Source organism: Pacificimonas pallii (genome assembly GCF_019204005.1).
GTDB lineage: Bacteria > Pseudomonadota > Alphaproteobacteria > Sphingomonadales > Sphingomonadaceae > Pacificimonas > Pacificimonas pallii.
Window position 1 is genome coordinate 673423 of the sequence record NZ_JAGSPA010000002.1, and the last position, 18885, is coordinate 692307.

The window sequence follows — 18885 nt, forward strand, 5'->3', positions numbered from 1 at the left end:
TGCTCCGACCTGCTTGCCCCCGTGCGGCGCAGCGTTTATCGCGCCAGCATGTCAAAAGGTAAAGCCATTGTGCTGCTCTCAGGCGGCCTCGATTCAACGACTTGCGCGGCCGCCGCGAAAGCTGCCGGATTTGCCGTCATGGCCCTGACGATCGACTATAATCAGCGGCACCGGGTCGAGCTCAACGCGGCGCGGCGCGCGGCGGACGCGTTTGGGGCGGAGCGGCATGTGATCCTGCCGCTCGACCTGTCGATGTTTGGCGGATCTTCGCTGACCGACGATATCGATGTCCCGAAGGGCGACGGCGCGGTCGATGAAAGCATCATTCCGCCGACCTACGTTCCCGCGCGCAATACGGTGTTCCTGTCAGTGGCGCTGGCGTGGGCCGAGGCGGTCGGTGCGCGCGACATCTTTATCGGCGTCAATGCGCTGGATTATTCCGGATATCCGGACTGCCGCCCGGATTTCATTAGGGCGTTCGAAGCGCTGGCCGCGCAGGCGACGAAGGCGGGTGTCGAGGGCGACGCGTTTCGGATCCACACGCCGCTGCTTGACCTGGACAAGGCGGGGATCGCGAAGCTGGCGCACAGGCTGGACGTTGACATAAAGGCGACGTGGACGTGCTACGATCCCGTAATGGACGGCGATAGTGCGCTGCATTGTGGTCGCTGCGACGCGTGCCGCCTGCGCAAGAAGGGCTTTGTCGAGGCCGATTTGCCCGATCCCACCCGTTACGCGGCATGACCTATGCGGTGAAGGAACTGTTCCTGACCCTGCAGGGCGAGGGCGCGCAGGCGGGGCGGCGCGCGGTGTTCCTGCGCTTCGCCGGGTGCAATTTGTGGAGCGGACGGGAGCGGGACCGGGCCGCCGCGGTCTGCACATTCTGCGACACCGATTTTGTCGGGACCGATGGGCCGGGCGGCGGAAAATTCTTCGACGCCGCCAGCCTGGCAGGCGCAGCCGTCACGGCGTGGGGCGATATCGATGAGCACCGACTGATCGTGTGCACGGGGGGCGAGCCCTTGTTGCAGCTCGATCGCGCATTGATCGACGCGCTGCACGGCCAGGGTTTTCGGATCGCGGTGGAAACAAATGGAACGATCGCTGCGCCTGACGGGATCGACTGGATTTGCGTCAGTCCGAAGGCCGCCGAACCACTGGTGCAGACATCGGGACAGGAATTGAAGCTGGTATATCCGCAGAGGGAGAATGATCCGGCGGAATTCGCGGATCTGGATTTCGAGCATTTCTTTCTGCAGCCAATGGATAGTCCCGCGCAGGCGGAGAATATCGCGGCGGCGACGCGCTACTGCCTGGAAAACCCGCGCTGGCGGCTGAGTTTGCAGACGCACAAGATGATTGGGATACCATAAATCGAGAAGCAGCACTCATAGGATGAGCCGATCTCGTGCCTTTCGCGGACGACCACGACGTTCGCGCTGAATATGACGACACGCCATTCCCGGATCAGCGGGAATAGCGTGTCGTAAACGAACCGCTGGCCGATTTAGACGGCGGCATTCTCGTCGGGGATGCGCAGAACCTGGCCCGGGTAGATCTTGTCCGGGTCGCTTAGCATCGGCTTATTGGCCTCGAATATTTTCATGTAAGCGCTGGCGTTACCGTAATATTCCTTGGCGATCTTCGACAGGCTGTCGCCGCTTTCCACCGTATGATAACGGCTGGCCGGAGCGCTGCTCGGTGGTCCGTCCGTATCGAGATCGTCGTCATCGACCTTGTTGATATATTTGGTGTTGCCGGCGAGGACCATCAGTCTTTCCTTGGTCGCCTGATCGGGGACCTTGCCGCTGATCTTGACCTTATTGCCATCGACATGGACCTTGATGTCGCCCTTCAGGCCCATGCGTTCGATTTCGTCACGGATCCTCTCGGCCTTTTTCTCGGCGGGTGTCTGCTCGTCGAACAGCTCCGTACCCTTGTCTTTCTTGAAAAAGTCGAAAATTCCCATGGCGTTCGTTCCTTCCTGATATCTGCGATGCCGTATCAACGGCGGATCGCCGAATAAGGTCCATTACATTTCCACTAAGACCTTCCCCATGGCCTTGCGGTCCATCATCCAGCGGATCGCCTGGCCGCCCTCGGCGAGCGGGAAGCGTTTGGAAACATGCGGTTTCAGCTTGCCTTCGCCAAGCCAGGTCAGCAGCTCCGCCATGTTCGCCTGATGCACCTTCGGTTCGTGCTGCGTGAACGCGCCCCAGAATACACCGACAATGGCCGCGCCCTTGATAAGCGCGAGGTTGAGCGGAAGTTTCGGAATCTCGCCTGCGGCAAAGCCGACGACGAGATAGCGGCCTTTCCATGCCATGGAGCGAAACGCGGGCTCGGCGAATTTGTCACCGACAGGGTCGTAGACGACGTCGACGCCCTTCCCGCCTGTCGCACGCTTGATACCGGCGCGCAGGTCCTCTTCGGTGTAATTGATGACTTCATCCGCGCCATATTCGCGGCAGAGGTCGAGCTTCTCCTGTGTGGAGGCGGCGGCGATGACCTTCGCCCCCATCAGCTTGCCAAGTTCAACGGCGGCAAGGCCGACACCGCCCGCCGCGCCCAGGACGAGAAGGGTCTCACCGGCCCGCAGGTCCGCACGCTGTTTCAGCGCATGATGAGATGTCCCGTAAGTCATCGTGAACCCTGCCGCGATATCGTCGGGCATGGCGTCGGGAATCGGGATGACCCGCGGAGCGTCGGTGACGATCATTTCCGCAAAGGCACCGTGACCGGTCATGGCGAGGACCCGCTGACCCACTTTCAGATTTTCAACGCCCTCGCCCACAGCATCAATGACGCCCGCGGCCTCGCCGCCCGGACTGAACGGAAGTTCCGGTTTGAACTGATAGAGGTTCTGAATGATGAGCGTGTCGGGAAAATTCACGCCCGCGACATTGACCTTGACGCGGACCTCGCCTTTGCCGGGCTCGGGCATATCGACCTCTCGCAGCACGAGGTTTTCGGGCGGGCCATGTTCGACGCACAATAGGGCTTTCATCAGCTTGGTCCTTATGTTGGGCTGTTCAGTCAGTTCGGATGCCACCGGCTTATGCAGCCGCCCTGCCCGCGTCGATTAGCGCTTTGGCCAGCATGCGGAACTCATCCCCGCGCGGGCTGGAGGTGCGCCAGACGAGCGCGATTTGCCGCGCCGGATCGGTTCCGGCAAGCGGGCGCGCCTCTACATTTGTGTCCTTCAAAATGCCCGCTTCGATGGCCATCCCCGGAATGAGTGTCAGGCCGAGCCGATTGTCCACCATCTGCACCAGCGTATGCAGCGACGTTCCGATCACACTTGCCTCCGTACGGAATTCAGGACGGCGGCAGGCGCTGAGCGCGTGCTCTTTCAGGCAGTGCCCGTCCTCCAGAAGCAGAAGCTTGTGCGGGTCGATTTCGCCCGCCGCCACGCTTTCCTTCGCACCCGGCTGATCATCCTGATGTGCGGCCACGAAGAAGGGGTCGTCGAACAGGCGGACGGTTTCAACATCGCCGCAGGCCCAGGGCAGCGCCAGCAGCACACAATCCACCTGCCCCTTGTGCAGCGCCTCGCAAATCGGTGCGCTTGGCTCCTCGCGCAGGAACAGGCGGAGCTGCGGGAACGCCGCGCGCAATCTGGGCAGCAGTTTCGGCAGCAGGAACGGCGCAATCGTGGGAATGACACCCATGCGCAGCTCGCCTGCCAGCGGCTTTGATTCCGCATGGGCCAGCTGCGCGAGCTCCTCGGCGCTTGAGAGGACCGATCTGGCCTTGGCGGCGACCCGTTCGCCAAGCGGTGTGAAGCGCACGACCCGCCGTGTCCGCTCGACAAGGTTTGCGTCAAGCTGCGTCTCCAGCTCCCGCAGGCCGGCGGACAGGGTTGACTGGGTCACGAAACTCGCCTCTGCCGCGCGGCCGAAATGACCATGATCGTGCAAAGCGACCAGATATTGCAGCTGCTTCAAAGTCGGCAAATGCATGATTGACCCCATCGATCATACTGTAAAATAAAATTCATTGGCACGATAACGGAACCAGACCCATATGCAAGGTCTTGGTTAGATATGATCGCAGCGCCCGTACGTCGTGGCGGTGCGTTCTGTTACGATTTTCTCATCCGATAAAGGAGCATTAGCATTATGTTGACCGTGGGCGACAAACTTCCCGAATTCAAGGTTCCCGTACAGCAGGGCGTCGGCGCCCTGCCCGCCGACGAGACGATGACCGACAAGGACTTCGACGGTAAGTGGAAAATCCTGTTCTGGTGGCCGAAGGACTTCACATTTGTCTGCCCCACGGAGATCATGGGCTATGGCGACCTGAAAGATGATTTCGAGGATCGCGACGCCGTTCTGATCGGTGCGTCCACCGATACGGATTTCGTGCACTTCGCATGGCGCAAATCGGATGAGCGCCTGGCCGCCTGCGATTTCCCGTGGATCGCGGATAATAAGAGCGAGCTGGCCGGTGCCCTTGGCATTCTGGACAAAAACGCAGGCGTTGCCCTGCGTGCGACGTTCATCGTGGACCCGGACAATATTATCCAGCACGTCACGATCAACGGCCTGAACGTGGGCCGCAATCCGAAGGAAACGCTGCGCATTCTCGACGCGTTGCAGACCGACGAACTTTGCCCATGCAATTGGGAAGAGGGCCAGGAGGTCCTGAAGCCAGCCGCTTAGGCGCACCCCCTGACGAAACTGAAAAGGGCGGCGGGAGCGTTGGCTGACGCCGCCCTTTTTCTGTCCAAAAGAAAGGAATTCACCCATGTCCGTCAAAGACCTTGCCCGCACCCTTCCCGATTATGCGAAGGACACGAAGCTGAACATTTCTTCCCTGCTCGACGATCAGATGGTCGACGATCAGAAGAAATATGGCCTGCTGGTCGCCTGCGCCCATGCCACCGGCTATGGGCCGCTGATCGACGCCGCCGAGGAAGAGGCCGCGGAAAAATTGTCCGCCGAAGCGCTGACCGCCGCCAAGGGCGCCGCATCCGTGATGGCGATGAACAATATTTATTACCGCTTCACACACCTCGTCTCCAACGGGGAATATGGCCAGATGCCCGCAAAGCTGCGCATGTCGATCATTGGCAAGCCAGGCGTCGACAAGGCCGACTTCGAACTATGGGCGCTTGCCGTCAGCGCCATTAATGGTTGCGGCATGTGCGTCGACAGCCATGAAAAGGTCCTGCGCGGTGAAGGCGTTAACGCGGACGTCATCCAGTACGCAGCCCGTATGGCCGCCGTGACGTTTGCGCTCGGCCGCTCGCTGGCCGCGGCGTAAACACGTCGCCGGCACTCGATGTTCCGGGGGTGCCATATGTCGGCATCTCCGGAAAATCAGCTTCAGCATTTGCAAGCGCTGCAACCAGTGCCTAAATCGAGTCGGACTTGAAGGATGGAGGACGCCATCATGCTGACTGCGCTTATTTCATATCTCGACAGCGTGAAGGCGCGTGATCCTGCGGCACGTTCGCGCTGGGAGGTGCTGCTTTATCCGGGTGTCTGGGCACTTGGTATGCACCGGATCGCGAATTTCCTGTACCGCGGAGAGCTGTTTCTGTTCGCACGCGTCGTGAACCATCTGGCCCGCATGTTCACCGCGATCGATATTCATCCGGGTGCCACGATCGGAAGGCACCTGTTCATCGATCATGGATTTACCGTCATCGGCGAAACCGCGGAAATCGGCGACGATGTGACGATCTATCAGTGTGTGACGCTGGGCGGGACGAACCCTGCAAACGGCATCCCCGGCAAGCGGCATCCCACGTTGCAGGACGGTTGCATCGTCGGTTCCGGCGCCCAGATTCTGGGGCCGATCGAGGTCGGCAAGCGGGCACGTATCGGCGCCAATGCCGTCGTGACGCGCGACGTCGCCGAAGGCGCGACAATGGTCGGCATTCCTGCCCGCGCCGTGCCGGTGGCCGCCGAGAATTACGCGCAGGACTTCCTTCCCTACGGGACGCCTTGCAGCGAGAAATTCGATCCCCAGACAAAGCAGATCGATTTCCTGCGCTGTGAATTGCAGGCCATGCAAAAGCGCCTGGACGCCCTGGACCAGGCCGCGGATGACGAACAGAAAGAACGCCGCGCCTAGGTGCCAGCGACGGTTACACCCTTATTCGACGCCTCTCAGGCGGCGACGCGGCAGGTCCCGTGGCTTCGACCGGAACTTGCGCGCCTGATGGACCTTTATGGCCGCATGGTGGCGGCCGGCGAGTGGCGCGATTACCAGATCAGCATGGAAAGAAACGAAGCCCGCTTCGCCGCCTTTCGCCGCGCCGCTGATCGACCGGAAGTCACCGTGGTCAAGCGGCCGAGCCTGCTCCGCAAACAGGGGCAATATGCCCTGATCGGCGAGCATGGGCAGATCCTGAAACGCGGTAATGACCTGCAGGCGCTGCTGGTTCCGGTCGAGCGACGACTGGTCAAGCTGGTGCAGGCCTAACGGCATGCGGCCTGCCGGACCGCCAGTTCCTTCTGGTTTCCGCCTCAGCTGATTTCACTTTGCCGCATCATCACAAGCTGACCCTGTTCAGCTCCCGACTGCGGTACGGTTTCGCCGGTACGGTCGACGATTTCGTCAAAGCGGGCGGCGATGGTTTCCGCCGAGCGCTCATCCGCCGTCAGCATGATGCCCTTCGTCAGCGTGACATGTGCCGCATGATAGCCGCCCGCGCCCGCGCCCAGTATCGTATTGGTCGGTGCCTCCTCAGAGGCGAGGAAGACGACGGCGGGCGCGACCTTGTCAGGCGCATATAGTTTCAGCATCTCCTCGGGCATGATGTCCTCGGTCATGCGCGTTCCGGCGACGGGGATGATGGCATTCACATGGATGTTATTTTTCGCGCCCTCCTGCGCGAGGCTTTTCATGAAACCGACCAGACCAAGCTTCGCAGCGCCGTAATTGGTCTGTCCGAAATTGCCATAGCAGCCGGTCGAAGACCCGGTCATGACGATACGCCCGTAATTCGCGTCACGCATATGCTGCCAAACGGCTTTCGAACAATTGACGCTGCCCATCAAATGGACGTCCATGACGAATTCGAAATCGTCGAGCGTCATTTTTGCGAAGCTCTTGTCGCGCAGGACGCCCGCATTGTTGATGAGGATGTCGATACGGCCCCATTTTTCCATGACCTCCGCAACCATGGCGCTGACGGCATCCCGGTCGGTGACCGATGCGGAATTCGCAATCGCTATCCCGCCCGCAGCCTGGATTTCATCAACGACCGTCTGCGCCGCACTGGCACTGCCGCCGGAGCCGTCGCGGGCACCGCCCAGATCATTGACACACACCTTCACGCCGCGGCGGCCCAGCGCAAGCGCATATTCGCGGCCAAGCCCGCCGCCGGCACCCGTTACGATCGCGGTGCGGTTCGTGAAATCCATCATGAGTCTCCAAAAGAAATGGGGCGCGGCCGGTCATCTACACGGCGCGCGGCGATACCTGCCTAGAATAGGCCTGCCCACGCATCAGCGGCTACCCTGTGCTTTTGCCAGTCCGGCGGACGGGCTCAGTCGACCTTGCCAGCCTCGTCGAGCGCATATCCCGCCGAGCGCACGGTTCGGATCAGATCGGGCTTGCCGCCTTCGTTGATCGCTTTGCGCAGGCGGCGGATATGGACATCGACAGTGCGCTGCTCGACATAGACATCCCTGCCCCAGACATTGTCCAGCAATTGTTCGCGGCTGAAGACGCGGCCCGGGTGCTCGAGAAAATGCCGCAGGAGACGGAATTCGGTCGGTCCCAGCGGCACACGGTCGCCCCCGCGCAGCACCTTATGCGCGCCCAGATCCATTTCGATGTCCGCATAAGCGAGCGTGGAATTGGCAATGGCGGGACGCAGGCGGCGCAGCACAGCGTGCACGCGCGCGATGAGCTCCCGCGGGCTGAACGGCTTTGTGATATAATCGTCCGCGCCGGTGTCGAGCCCGCGAATGCGGTCCGCTTCGTCCGTGCGCGCGGTCAGCATGATCACGGGCAGATTCGCCGTCTGCGGATCGCGGCGCAGGCGGCGGCAGACTTCGATCCCACTGAGATTCGCGATCATCCAGTCCAGGATAATGATGTCCGGGTCCTGCTCGAGCGCGAGCATCAACGCCTCCTCACCATCCTCCGTCTGGATGGTATCGAAACCCTCCTTCTGGAAATTATAGGTGAGAAGCTCAACGAGATTGGCGTCATCCTCGACGATCAGCACTTTCGGGTTCATGGTGCCTTCTTCCTATCTATAGCGGGAGCGTGAGGCCGGTCGCGTCGCCGCCCTTGGCCCGCGCTTCCAGATATTCGCCCGTCGCGCTATAGTGAACCATCTCGGCGATATTTGTCGCGTGATCGCCGATCCGCTCAAGATTTTTGATGATGAAGATGTAGTGCGTCGCGGGCGCGGTCAGCTCGCTATCCTCCGCGATTTCCCCAAGCAGGGTCTGGAACAGGCTTTCGTAGAAATCGTCGATCGCTTCGTCCTGGTCATTGACGGCGCGGGCCAGATAGGGATCACGGTCAAGAAATGCCCGCATGGCGTCATCGACCTGTTCCGAAACCATCTGGCCCATGCGCTCGACCCCGGAACCCGCACCGCGATATTTGGAATCCGATATCGAGGCGACGCGTTTGGATATGTTCTTGCCATAGTCGCCGATGCGCTCGATCAGCGCGCCGATCTTGAGAGCGGCAATCACCTCGCGCAGGTCCTGCGCCATGGGTGCGCGGCGGGCGATGATGGAGATGGCGAATGCCTCCACCTCCATTTCAAGGTCATCGATCCTGCGATCATCCGCAATGACGCGTTCCGCAAGCTCCATGTCGAAACTGAGAAGGGACTGAATGCTGCGGTCGAGCCCGGAACGGGCAAGGCCGCCCATTTCGCCGATGATGGAGCGAAGCGCGCGAAGGTCGTCGTCGAACGATTTGACGATATGTGCGTTGGGAGGTGCCATTTTTCTGCTCTTCTCTAACCGATCAGCCGAAGCGGCCAGTAATGTAATCGCGTGTCCGGTCCGCACGCGGATTGGTGAAGATGGCCTCGGTACCCCCATATTCGACCAGATTACCGAGATGGAAGAACGCGGTCCGCTGCGACACACGCGCTGCCTGCTGCATATTATGCGTGACGATGACGATCGCATAGTTGCCGCGAAGGTCATCGATCAGTTCTTCGATGCGGGCCGTCGCAATCGGGTCCAATGCCGAACAGGGCTCGTCCATCAGGATGACTTCCGGATCGACCGCGATCGCCCGCGCGATGCACAGGCGCTGCTGCTGACCGCCTGACATCGCCGTTCCGCTTTCGTCGAGCCGGTCCTTGACCTCGTTCCAAAGGCCCGCGCGGGTAAGGCTGCGCTCGACGATCTCGTCCATATCCGCCTTCGCGCTGGCAAGGCCGTGAATGCGCGGACCATAGGCGATATTCTCATAGATCGATTTCGGGAACGGGTTTGGTTTCTGAAAGACCATACCGACCCGGGCGCGAAGCTGCACCACATCCATCTTCGGATCGTAAATGTCCTTACCGTCCAGTTCGATCCTGCCGCCAACCCGGGCGATGTCGATGGTGTCGTTCATGCGGTTGAAGCAGCGCAGGAACGTGGACTTGCCGCAGCCCGAGGGGCCGATAAAGGCAGTCACATAATGTGAGTCCACGTCGATAGAGACCTTATCGACGGCCTGCTTCTCGCCATAGAACACGTCCACGTCACGAGCTGTCATCTTGGCACCATCGGCCATGACCACCTCATCATGAACTACAGTTGCATCAGGCATTTACCAGCGCCTCTCAAACTTGTTTCTCAGGTAGATGGCTACGGCGTTCATGCTTAGTAGCACTGTAAGAAGCACCATGATAGCGGCGCTCGTCTTTTCGACGAACCCGCGGCCGACCTCGTCGGACCACAGGAAAATCTGTACGGGCAGAACCGTCGCGGGCTCGGTCACCCCTTCCGGCACATCGGAAACAAAGGCACGCATGCCGATGAGCAGCAGCGGCGCGGTCTCCCCAAGCGCGCGGCTGAGACCGATGATGGTGCCGGTAAGAATGCCCGGCAGTGCCACGGGTATCAGATGATGTAGGATCACCTGCAAGCGGGAGGCACCGATACCCAGCGCGGCATCGCGGATCGACGGCGGCACGGATTTCAGTGCCACGCGCGAGGAAATGACGATCACCGGCAACGTCATCAGCGCGAGCGTCAGACCGCCGACCACAGGCGCGGAACGCTGCATGCCGAAAGTATTCAGAAACACGGCAAGACCGAGCAGGCCAAAAATGATCGACGGTACCGCGGCGAGATTGTTGATCGACACTTCGATAATATCGGTCAGCTTGTTTTTCGGTGCATATTCCTCGAGATAGACGGCTGTCATGACACCAAGCGGAAAGCTGATTCCAAGCGTGATGGCCATGGTCAGAATGGAGCCGATCAGCGCGCCCCAAATGCCCGCCAGTTCGGAATTGGTGCTGTCGGCCTGCGTCAGGAAACCGCTATTGAACGCCAGCCGGATGCGCCCCTCTTCACGAAGGGTGCGGTAGGCAGCGACCGTGGCAGTGGACACGCCGCGCCGGTCCGGGGCGAGGTCGAAGTCAACCTGTCCCTTGGCCAGAATATCCATGTTCGGTGCACCAACGACCCAGACACGCTGTGTGGTCCCGATCAGGGATGGATCCTCGACCACCTGATCGCGCACCGCAAGCCACGCGCCCTCGCTAACGAGGCTGCTGTCGCCAAGTTGCGCCTGCGCCGCAGATGCGAGCAGCGGCCGAAAATCCGCACGGCTGACGGCGGTTGCGGCCGCCTCTTCCGACGAATCGGACGCCTGAATGCCGAGAATCGCCGGGTCGTAGTTCAGGTCCAGCGCCAGTTCCGCGCGGCGGAAACCGCCAATGCCGTTCGACGTGATGGTGAAGAGGAGGAACGCCAGAAAGCTGGCCGCGATGATGACAGCGCCAAGGCCGACCCGGCGGAACCGCCGCTCGCGCACGTAACGCCGACGCACGCGGGCTTGCATCTCCTTGCTCTGCCAGTCGAGTTTCCTAGTGCCAGACTGGCTCATTCGTAAGCCTCCCGGTAGCGCTTCACGACCGTCAGGGCGTAAATGTTCAGCATCAGCGTCACAATGAACAGCACGAGGCCAAGCGCAAAAGCGCTGAGCGTCTTCGCGCTGTCGAATTCCTGGTCACCGGTGAGAAGCTGGACGATCTGCGCCGTCACGGTGGTCACCGATTCCAGCGGATTCGCCGTCAGGTTCGCCGCCTGCCCCGCCGCCATGACCACGATCATGGTTTCACCGATCGCGCGGCTTATCGCGAGCAATACGCCGCCGACAATACCGGGAAGTGCGGCGGGGACCAGTACGCGCTTGATGGTTTCCGACGATGTCGCGCCCAAAGCGAAACTGCCATCGCGCATCGCGCCCGGCACCGACGACAGGGCATCGTCGGCCATGGATGAAATAAAGGGGATGATCATGATCCCCATCACGCTGCCGGCGGCGAGCGCGCTTTCCGACGACGCACTTTCAATGCCGACGGAAATTGCGAGATCGCGCACCGCCGGTGCGACGGTCAGGGCCGCGAAATAGCCATAGACGACGGTCGGCACGCCGGCGAGAATCTCAAGAAGCGGTTTCAGGATCTTGCGTGTCGATGAACGGGCATATTGCGTCAGATAGATGGCCGCCATCAGACCGAGCGGTATGGCGACCAGCATCGCGATGATCGCCCCGATGAAGATCGTCCCCCAGAACAGCGGCACGGCACCGAAGGCACCGCTTGAGCCGACCTGATCGGCGCGGATTGCCGTTTGCGGACTCCACTGCGTGCCGAAAATGAACTCGAGCGGATTGACCCGACTGAAGAATTCGAGGCTTTCGTAAAGAAGCGACAATACGATGCCCAGCGTGGTCAAGATCGCGATAAGCGATGCCAGGGCCAACACGACGGTGGCGAACATTTCGACCTGCGTTCGCGCCCGCACATCAGGTGCCGTCCTGAGCCAGGCGTAACCGCCGCCGATCAGGGCGAGCAGCACCGCGAGGCCGCCGATCAGCAGCGTCCAGCTTTGCTGCGTTGACCGGTAAATGGGAACGGCTTCGTTCGCGGCGGGGCGGAATGCGGCCGGAAGCTCACCCGATACCACGCCGCGCACTTCGTTGAGGAACGCCTGCTTATCGAGGCCGGGGGCGGGACGACTTGCCTCTGGAAGCTGCGAAAGCGTCTGTTCCGCGACAACGCCGTCGCCGACAATACCCCAGGCGAGAATCAGCAGGCCCGCGGGGACGAGTGCCGTCAGGCCGGCGCGCAGGCCGTGATAGCTGGGGCGGGAGTGAACATGGTGGTGACTGTCCACCTTGAACGCCCGCGCCCGCGCACGCGCGGCGACGTAAGAGAGCGTTGCCAACGCCAAAAGTACAAGCGCGAACGCGCCAAGCGACATTTTCGTACTCCCGAATCGCCGCCACGGACGCGCTGAATGGATATACCCGACCGGCTTCGCCGATTACGCAGTCGTTTCTTTCCGATCCGACGGGTCGCCCTTGCCACAGGCATTTGTCACTTTTGTTACGGCAGAAGGCATAGCGCACGGGCATCGCCTCAATCGGAAGATTCCGGCAGGGAGAAACTGACCGTCGTGCCGACGCCCTGCGTTGACCTAATGTCAAGGCGGCCGCGATGACGTTCCACCATGTGTTTGACGATCGCCAGGCCAAGCCCGGTCCCGCCGAGTTTTCGCGACCGCCCGGCATCGACCCGGTAGAAACGCTCGGTAAGACGCGGAAGGTGTTCGGGCGCGATGCCGTCGCTACTGTCCGTGACCCGCACGGCAACGCCGCCCGGCATGCGCGCCGCCGTAATCGTCACGGGTGTCCCGGCGTGCCCGTATTTCAGGGAATTGCTGACCAGATTATTGAAAATCTGCAGCAATTGATCACGATCCCCGATGACATTGGGAATATCGTCCTCAACCTCTATGATCAGGCTGCGGTCCCAATCGCTGAATTTGACGGCCATCGTTTCCGCAAATTCGCGAATCAGAGGTGCGAGGCGGACTGACTGGCGCGGGCGGAGATTCTTGTCGAGCTCCACACGCGACAGGGAAAGCAGGTCGTCGATCAGCCGCGTCATGCGCGCCGCTTCCTCGGCCATCAGCCCCAGAAAGCGCGTGCTCGCCTCCATATCATCCGCGGCAGGCCCCTGTAAGGTCTCGATGAACCCCGCAAGCGTCGCGAGCGGGGTGCGCAGCTCGTGACTGGAATTCGCGACGAAGTCCGCACGCATGCGCTCTGCGGCGCGGGCGGACGAGACGTCGGCAAAGGTGACGATAAAGCCGCCATTCTCGGTCGGCGCGGCGCGCAGGCGGTGCACAGCGGTCTGCAGGCCGATTCCCTCAACCTCCGCCGTGACTTCGCGCTGTTCCCGAATGGCCCGCTTCACAGCATCGAGCGCGGCCGGATATCTGAGGGCCAGTGCGACGTCCTCACCCACACTGTCGCCAAATAGTTTCACCGCATCGGCATTGACCGCAAGGACCGCGCCCTGCCGATCCAGAATCATGGCGGCCATTTCAAGATCGGCAAGGCGAAGCACGTCAAAATTCTGGGGCGATGGCGGGACGTCCGTCGCCCTGCGATTATGTTCAGACGCGGACTTCGACGGGAACCCCACGGAGAGCGCGATGGCTATAGTGCCTGCGACCAGCGCGACGGACCAGGAGCCTGTGCCAATACCATAGCCGGCGGTCAGCAGCAGGGTCGAAACGAGCAAGAAGCGAATGACATGATTGTTCATGACGTCAGAATATCCCCGCATCCATTCGGACGGCGCACCCGCAAGAGAATACCGCCTGTCCGTCCGTTGCCACCATGTCCTGACAAGCGACTTGGAATGTGTCGGGATATTTTACAACTCCAGAACGGTGACAATATGGTTAATCTTGCTTTCCAGTCAGTTAGGATGTTGGTACGAATATTGCTTTCGATTTGTTATGATTGTTTCGATAAGGCTTTTCCCTTAAGGGGAAGGCGAAATCGGACATATTGATAGACCAGAATACAGGTGAGATAGCATGGCTAACGAGACCGAAACGCCCGAAGGTACGAGTATCGATGCGGAAGAGAACGCACGGGTGGCGTCGCGCCGCCGCGTCCTGAAGCTTGGCGCAATCGCAGTTCCCGCGGTCGCTACGCTCAGCCCGTCGATGGCGATGGCCAATAATGGCGGCGGCGCTGCCGTCTCGATGATGGCATGCCAGGTGCGCATCCCGAGCAGGATCGACGCCGATGGCGATGTGGTGCCGGATAACGCCCACGTGTTCCGACAGGGCGGCCATTGGGTGTATAAGAAAGACCCCAACAGCAAACAAAAGACCCGCGTTTTCAGGGTTGGCTCGAACTTTTCGTATAGCGGCCAGCAGATCAAGGATGCGACCGCCGGCGGCGTGATCAATCCCCCCGCCGGTGTCGGCAGGCATAAATTCGAGGCCCATGTGCGCTACATGCAGCACGTTCGGAGCGGAAATGTACCTGGCGCGGGCCTGAGCTGCCTCGTCTCGCTGACGAACAGCCTAAACGTCGCTAATATCTAATTCACATGTCCGGCGCGCGCTACATTCCGGCGCGCGCTGACCTGCGCGTTGAACCTTTGGAAGACCTGACGCTGGTCTTTCATCGTCTTTCGGGTGAAACGCATATATTATCTCCCGAGATGGAGATGATGTTTTCTCATTTACCAGATGCCGGAATTCATCCGGCTGGTCTCCTCCGCACGCTCGAAACGGAATATGGCGCTGTCGAGGCGGAGGATGGCGACGCGCTTGCCGTCATTTCGCAAAGACTGGAAGAACTTGCCGCCCTTGGCCTGGTGATCCGGGCGGCATGACCATGCAGCATATGCGGGTGCGTATCGGCCCCGCAACTTTCGACATTCGATCGCCGTTCCGCGCCCCGGTCGAAGCCGCGCGCCGCCTTTATGCGGAATATCCACAGGGTAGCGATGACGAGATATTCGACTTTGCCGTCGCCGCGGTGCCGACCGTCTGGTGGCGGCGCTGGTACCGCAGGTCCATGACGTTTCGCGCCGATTATATGATGGAGGATATTGTTCCCATCGAAGAACGGCTCGGGCTGCTGGGGTTCGAGATGGCGGTGAACATGCAGATGGCCCTTGGCTATCGCCGCGACATCGTCCTGCACGCGGCAAGCGCCGCGCAGGGAGACCGGGCGATCATCATTGTCGGCGACAGCGGCGCGGGCAAAAGCACGCTGTCGGCGCTGTTGTCCTACAGCGCGGGCTGGCGGCATCTTGGCGATGAGCTGGCCCTGATCGCGATGGACGACCCAATCACGCTGAAACCCTATCCGCGCCCCATCGGGCTGAAGAACCAGTCGATTGCGGTGATGCGGGAGCGCGTCGATGGATCGCGTTTCGGTCCGGAACTGACCGGCACGATGAAAGGGACCGTACGGCACCTGCTGCCGCCCGCGGGCGCCATTGCGAACATGGATGTACCAGCGCGGCCCGCCCTTATCGTATCGCCGCACTTTGCCGAGGGTGTCGCGCCGCGAACCGAACAGATGTCGCAGTCAGAAGCATATATGCGCCTGTCGGTCGCCTCGACCAATCAGCTGCAATTGGGTGAACCGGGATTTGATACGCTGATCCGGCTGGTGCGCGAGGTGCCCGCCTATGACCTGCACTATAGCGACAGTGAGGACGCACTGAAGCTGGTCGCGGACCTGTGGGCGAAAGCGGGGTGACACCGTCGCTCATCCTGCATGAGGCGCTGCGTCACCCGTCTACCATCGGGACATTGGGGACACGCCAGTGGAACGCGCTGATCCGCGTCGCGCGTGCGGAGATGCTGATGGCGACGCTGGGCGAGCGCGCCGCCGGGACGGACGTTCCGGACAAGGCGAGACTGCTGCTGGACGAGGCGCGCGCGGCCGCGCGGCGCAATCATGATGCGGCGCGTTTCGAAGTGCTGCGCATGGCCGATGCCCTGAGAGACAGCGGCATTCCGGTGGTCCTGATGAAGGGGTCGGCCTATCTGATGGCCCTGCTGCCGCCGCTGCCGGGCCGCAATATTGGCGATCTTGACATCATGGTCCCACGCGAATCGCTGGCGGATACGGAGCGCGCGCTGAAAGGGGCCGGCTGGTTGTCCGTCAAGCCCAGGGGCACGTATGATGACGCCTATTACCGGCAGTGGATGCACGAACTGCCGCCGCTGGCGCACGAAATGCGCGGCGGTGTCATCGATCTGCACCACACCATCCTGCCGCTGACGGCGCGGCTGACGCCCCGCCCCGAACGGATCTTCGAACATGCCGTTCGGCCAGCGGCGTTGGCTCCAGGCGGCGAAACAGATGCGCTGCCGGACAATATATTCGTGATGTCACCACCGGAAATGCTGCTGCATAGCGCGACTCACCTGGCCTATGACGGTGACTTCCAGGGCGGTGCCCGCAATCTGTGGGACATTGACCGGCTCGTCAGGCATTTCGCAAAGGCCGAGGGGTTCTGGGACGAACTGACGATAGCAGCAGCGGCGCATGACCTGACGGTGCCGCTGGCGCGGGCGCTGCGGCTGGCCGAGGCGCTTTATGAAACGCCGTCCCCGCCATCGGTTCGGGGACGCGGCGATATTGTCGACAGGCTCGCCCTGCGGAAGCTGCGAGGACATGATGAATATGGCCAGGGGGCAGCGCCCGGCGCGCAGTTTCTGCTGTTCCTGCGCGGCCACTGGCTGCGCATGCCGCCGCTTATGCTGGCCCGGCACCTGTGGACCAAATGGAGGGCGCGGCGCGGCGAAGGGCGGCGGGAAGCTCCGCAAAATGCGCGATAACGGCATCCGCCCTCAGGTCGGCCACCGGGGCATCCAGATAGCCGTAACTGACGAGCACGGATGGAATATTGGCAGCGCGCGCCGCGCCCATGTCCGAACTTGAATCGCCGATCATCGCCGCGCGGGCGGGATCGCCGCCGGATCTTGCAATGACTTCGTAGAGCGGTGCCGCGTCGGGCTTGCGCACGGGAAGGCTGTCGCCGCCGAGAATTGCCGCGAATCGGTCGCCCCACCCGAGCGATGCGATGAGCTTTTCCGCGAGCGCGACCGGCTTGTTCGTGCAGACGGCGAGCGCGGCATCGGCGGCAAGCCGGTCGAGTACGGACTCGACCCCGTCAAAGGGGCGCGACTCGACGCAGATATTCCGGCCATAATGGTCGAGAAAAATCGGCTGGCCTTCATCCAGCATGGCATCCGTGCCGCCGCCGGTGAGTCGCAGCCCCTCGGCCATGGTCCGCCGCGCGCCATGGCCGACCATCCGCCGCACGGCATCGGTGCTGACCTCGCTTCGGCCAAAGTGGCGCAGGACCGCGTTCATCGCGCCCGCCAGATCAGGCGCGGTGTCGACGAGAGTTCCATCTAGATCAAAAACGATACAGGGTTTATTCGTGTTCATGGGCAGCGTCTGTTTCAGCCTTGTAGAAATCGCAAGACTTCTCCGTTATGCGCCGCAATTCATTCAGGAGATAAGACCCTCATGAGCAGCAGGCCTGTTGCCGCCATCATCCTTGCCGCAGGCAAGGGTACGCGTATGAAATCCAGTCTTCACAAAGTGCTGCATCCCGTCGGCGGCCAGCCGATGCTGCGCGGCCTTGTCGGCGAGCTGACGAAGCTGAAACTGGAGAAAACCGTTATCATCGTCGGCGCGGGCGCGGAAAGCGTGCGCGCGGAGATGGAAGGCGACGGAACGGCGTTTGCCTATCAGCGCGAGCAGCTGGGAACGGCCCACGCCGCCGCGCAGGCCGAGGAAGAGCTGAAGGATTTTGTCGGCGACGTGCTTGTCTGCTTTGGCGATGTGCCGCTGTTGAAGAGTGAAACCGTGTCGCGCATGCAGCAGCGCCTTGCCGCCGACGACGGCCCCGCATGCGTCGTCCTGGGGTTTCGGCCCGATGATGCGAAATCCTATGGGCGCATCCTGGCATCCGAAGACGGCACGATCGAGAAGATGGTCGAGTATAAGGATGCGAGTGAGGAGGAGCGCGCCGCGAAACTGTGCAACGCCGGACCGGTCATGGTGCGCGGGGAAGAGCTGTTCGCACTATTGTCGCGAATCGACAATGAGAATGCGCAGGGCGAATATTATCTGCCAGACCTCGTGACCATTGCAGGCCAGGACCGCCGCACATCGGCCGTCGTCGAGGCGCCGGAGCGCGAAGTCACCGGCGTCAATGACCGGGTCGACCTCGCCTTCGCCGAAAAGCTTTGGCAGCAGGACCGGCGCGAGGCGATGATGCGCGCCGGCGTGACCCTGCGTGACCCGGAAAGCGTATATTTCTCCTGGGACACGGATATCGCTTCTGATGTCGTCATCGAGCCGAATGTCGTTTTTGGACCGGGCGTGAAGATCGAGAGCGGCGCCACCATCCGCGCGCACAGCCATCTGGAAGGCGCGCATGTCGGAGAGAATTGCGACGTCGGCCCCTTCGCGCGCCTGCGCCCCGGTGCCGTGATGAAGGCCGGCGCGAAGGTCGGTAATTTCGTCGAGATGAAGAAATCGACGCTTGGTGAGGGCGCAAAGGCGAACCACCTGACCTATCTGGGCGACGCCACCATCGGCGCGGGCGCGAATGTCGGCGCGGGTACGATCACATGTAATTATGACGGATTTTTCAAATATCAGACTGTCATCGGCGAAGGTGCCTTCATCGGCTCCAACAGCAGCCTGGTCGCGCCCGTGAACATCGGCGCAGGCGCGATCGTCGGCGCCGGGTCGGTCGTCACCAAGGATGTTGAGGCGGGCGCGCTTGCCGTCGCCCGCGGACAGCAGAATGAACGTGAAGGCTGGGCGGAACGCTTCCGCGCGGTCCAGCAGAAAAAGAAGGCAGGCTAGACGCAT

General features: G+C 61.5%; 22 protein-coding genes. 11 read left to right on the forward strand and 11 right to left on the reverse strand.

Translation table 11 applies throughout. From position 1 onward, the window contains the following. Positions 1–48 precede the first annotated feature (48 nt). Positions 49–744 carry a 7-cyano-7-deazaguanine synthase QueC gene (gene queC, locus KCG44_RS08340; protein ID WP_218445539.1) on the forward strand — a complete coding sequence of 232 codons (696 nt, stop codon included), beginning with the start codon at positions 49–51 and terminating at the stop codon, positions 742–744. Next, on the forward strand, positions 741–1373 hold the full coding sequence (gene queE, locus KCG44_RS08345; protein ID WP_218445542.1) for a 7-carboxy-7-deazaguanine synthase: 633 nt from the start codon (positions 741–743) through the stop codon (positions 1371–1373). Before queC ends, queE begins: the two co-directional genes overlap by 4 nt. 134 nt (positions 1374–1507) lie before the next feature. Here the strand turns inward: queE and lysM are convergent, their stop codons facing one another. The 3 genes from lysM to KCG44_RS08360 all read right to left on the reverse strand — a co-directional run bounded on the left by lysM (position 1508) and on the right by KCG44_RS08360 (position 3962). After that, positions 1508–1969, reverse strand: coding sequence for a peptidoglycan-binding protein LysM (gene lysM / locus KCG44_RS08350; protein WP_218445544.1), 462 nt, complete (start codon positions 1967–1969; stop codon positions 1508–1510). 63 nt (positions 1970–2032) lie between these two features. Further along, positions 2033–3007, reverse strand: coding sequence for an NADPH:quinone oxidoreductase family protein (locus tag KCG44_RS08355; RefSeq protein WP_218445546.1), 975 nt, complete (start codon positions 3005–3007; stop codon positions 2033–2035). A gap of 49 nt (positions 3008–3056) precedes the next feature. Beyond that, the gene (locus tag KCG44_RS08360) at positions 3057–3962 is read right to left on the reverse strand and encodes a hydrogen peroxide-inducible genes activator (RefSeq protein WP_218445548.1); all 906 of its coding nucleotides are present in this window, start codon (positions 3960–3962) and stop codon (positions 3057–3059) included. 159 nt (positions 3963–4121) lie between these two features. Here KCG44_RS08360 and KCG44_RS08365 point away from each other — a divergent pair, with 159 nt between their 5' ends. From KCG44_RS08365 to KCG44_RS08380, 4 genes are all read left to right on the forward strand, one after another. After that, on the forward strand, positions 4122–4664 hold the full coding sequence (locus KCG44_RS08365) for a peroxiredoxin (RefSeq protein WP_218445550.1): 543 nt from the start codon (positions 4122–4124) through the stop codon (positions 4662–4664). Between the two features lie 85 nt (positions 4665–4749). Further along, positions 4750–5268 carry an alkylhydroperoxidase, AhpD family gene (ahpD, locus tag KCG44_RS08370; protein ID WP_218445553.1) on the forward strand — a complete coding sequence of 173 codons (519 nt, stop codon included), beginning with the start codon at positions 4750–4752 and terminating at the stop codon, positions 5266–5268. 129 nt (positions 5269–5397) lie between these two features. After that, entirely contained in the window at positions 5398–6084 is a 687-nt protein-coding gene (gene epsC / locus KCG44_RS08375; RefSeq protein WP_218445555.1) for a serine O-acetyltransferase EpsC, read from the forward strand. Then, positions 6085–6435: a DUF2794 domain-containing protein gene (locus KCG44_RS08380; RefSeq protein ID WP_369411950.1), complete on the forward strand. Its 351-nt coding sequence runs from the start codon at positions 6085–6087 to the stop codon at positions 6433–6435. A 44-nt stretch (positions 6436–6479) separates the two neighbouring features. Here KCG44_RS08380 and KCG44_RS08385 read toward each other — a convergent pair whose 3' ends face one another. The 7 genes from KCG44_RS08385 to KCG44_RS08415 form a co-directional block, all read right to left on the reverse strand. Beyond that, the gene (locus KCG44_RS08385) at positions 6480–7379 is read right to left on the reverse strand and encodes an SDR family NAD(P)-dependent oxidoreductase (protein WP_218445671.1); all 900 of its coding nucleotides are present in this window, start codon (positions 7377–7379) and stop codon (positions 6480–6482) included. 125 nt (positions 7380–7504) lie between these two features. Then, the gene (phoB, locus tag KCG44_RS08390) at positions 7505–8203 is read right to left on the reverse strand and encodes a phosphate regulon transcriptional regulator PhoB (RefSeq protein WP_218445557.1); all 699 of its coding nucleotides are present in this window, start codon (positions 8201–8203) and stop codon (positions 7505–7507) included. 16 nt (positions 8204–8219) lie between these two features. After that, entirely contained in the window at positions 8220–8930 is a 711-nt protein-coding gene (phoU, locus tag KCG44_RS08395) for a phosphate signaling complex protein PhoU (protein WP_218445559.1), read from the reverse strand. A gap of 22 nt (positions 8931–8952) precedes the next feature. Continuing rightward, complete coding sequence (gene pstB, locus KCG44_RS08400) at positions 8953–9753, reverse strand: phosphate ABC transporter ATP-binding protein PstB (protein WP_218445561.1); 801 nt, start codon at positions 9751–9753, stop codon at positions 8953–8955. Continuing rightward, positions 9754–11040: a phosphate ABC transporter permease PstA gene (gene pstA, locus KCG44_RS08405; RefSeq protein WP_255536401.1), complete on the reverse strand. Its 1287-nt coding sequence runs from the start codon at positions 11038–11040 to the stop codon at positions 9754–9756. After that, positions 11037–12422, reverse strand: coding sequence for a phosphate ABC transporter permease subunit PstC (pstC, locus tag KCG44_RS08410; RefSeq protein ID WP_218445562.1), 1386 nt, complete (start codon positions 12420–12422; stop codon positions 11037–11039). Before pstC ends, pstA begins: the two co-directional genes overlap by 4 nt. 158 nt (positions 12423–12580) lie before the next feature. Further along, positions 12581–13774, reverse strand: coding sequence for an ATP-binding protein (locus KCG44_RS08415; protein ID WP_218445563.1), 1194 nt, complete (start codon positions 13772–13774; stop codon positions 12581–12583). 277 nt (positions 13775–14051) lie between these two features. Between KCG44_RS08415 and KCG44_RS08420 the strand changes: the two genes are divergently transcribed. Genes KCG44_RS08420 through KCG44_RS08435 form a run of 4 tightly spaced genes read left to right on the forward strand, consistent with a single transcriptional unit; the run spans position 14052 to position 16829 of the window. Beyond that, a complete protein-coding gene (locus KCG44_RS08420; RefSeq protein ID WP_218445564.1) occupies positions 14052–14570 on the forward strand; it encodes a hypothetical protein in 519 nt (172 codons plus the stop codon). A gap of 5 nt (positions 14571–14575) precedes the next feature. Next, a complete protein-coding gene (locus KCG44_RS08425) occupies positions 14576–14863 on the forward strand; it encodes an HPr-rel-A system PqqD family peptide chaperone (RefSeq protein WP_218445565.1) in 288 nt (95 codons plus the stop codon). After that, complete coding sequence (locus KCG44_RS08430) at positions 14860–15741, forward strand: HprK-related kinase A (RefSeq protein WP_255536402.1); 882 nt, start codon at positions 14860–14862, stop codon at positions 15739–15741. Before KCG44_RS08425 ends, KCG44_RS08430 begins: the two co-directional genes overlap by 4 nt. Beyond that, a complete protein-coding gene (locus KCG44_RS08435) occupies positions 15738–16829 on the forward strand; it encodes a nucleotidyltransferase domain-containing protein (RefSeq protein WP_369411951.1) in 1092 nt (363 codons plus the stop codon). Before KCG44_RS08430 ends, KCG44_RS08435 begins: the two co-directional genes overlap by 4 nt. On the opposite strand, the gene KCG44_RS08440 is transcribed toward KCG44_RS08435, so the two are convergent. Beyond that, positions 16747–17445, reverse strand: a complete 699-nt coding sequence (locus tag KCG44_RS08440; protein ID WP_218445567.1) for an HAD family hydrolase — start codon at positions 17443–17445, stop codon at positions 16747–16749. The two genes, KCG44_RS08435 and KCG44_RS08440, sit on opposite strands and share 83 nt — an antisense overlap. A gap of 81 nt (positions 17446–17526) precedes the next feature. On the opposite strand from KCG44_RS08440, the gene glmU reads away from it, so the two are divergent. Further along, on the forward strand, positions 17527–18879 hold the full coding sequence (gene glmU / locus KCG44_RS08445; protein WP_218445568.1) for a bifunctional UDP-N-acetylglucosamine diphosphorylase/glucosamine-1-phosphate N-acetyltransferase GlmU: 1353 nt from the start codon (positions 17527–17529) through the stop codon (positions 18877–18879). Positions 18880–18885 lie beyond the last annotated feature (6 nt).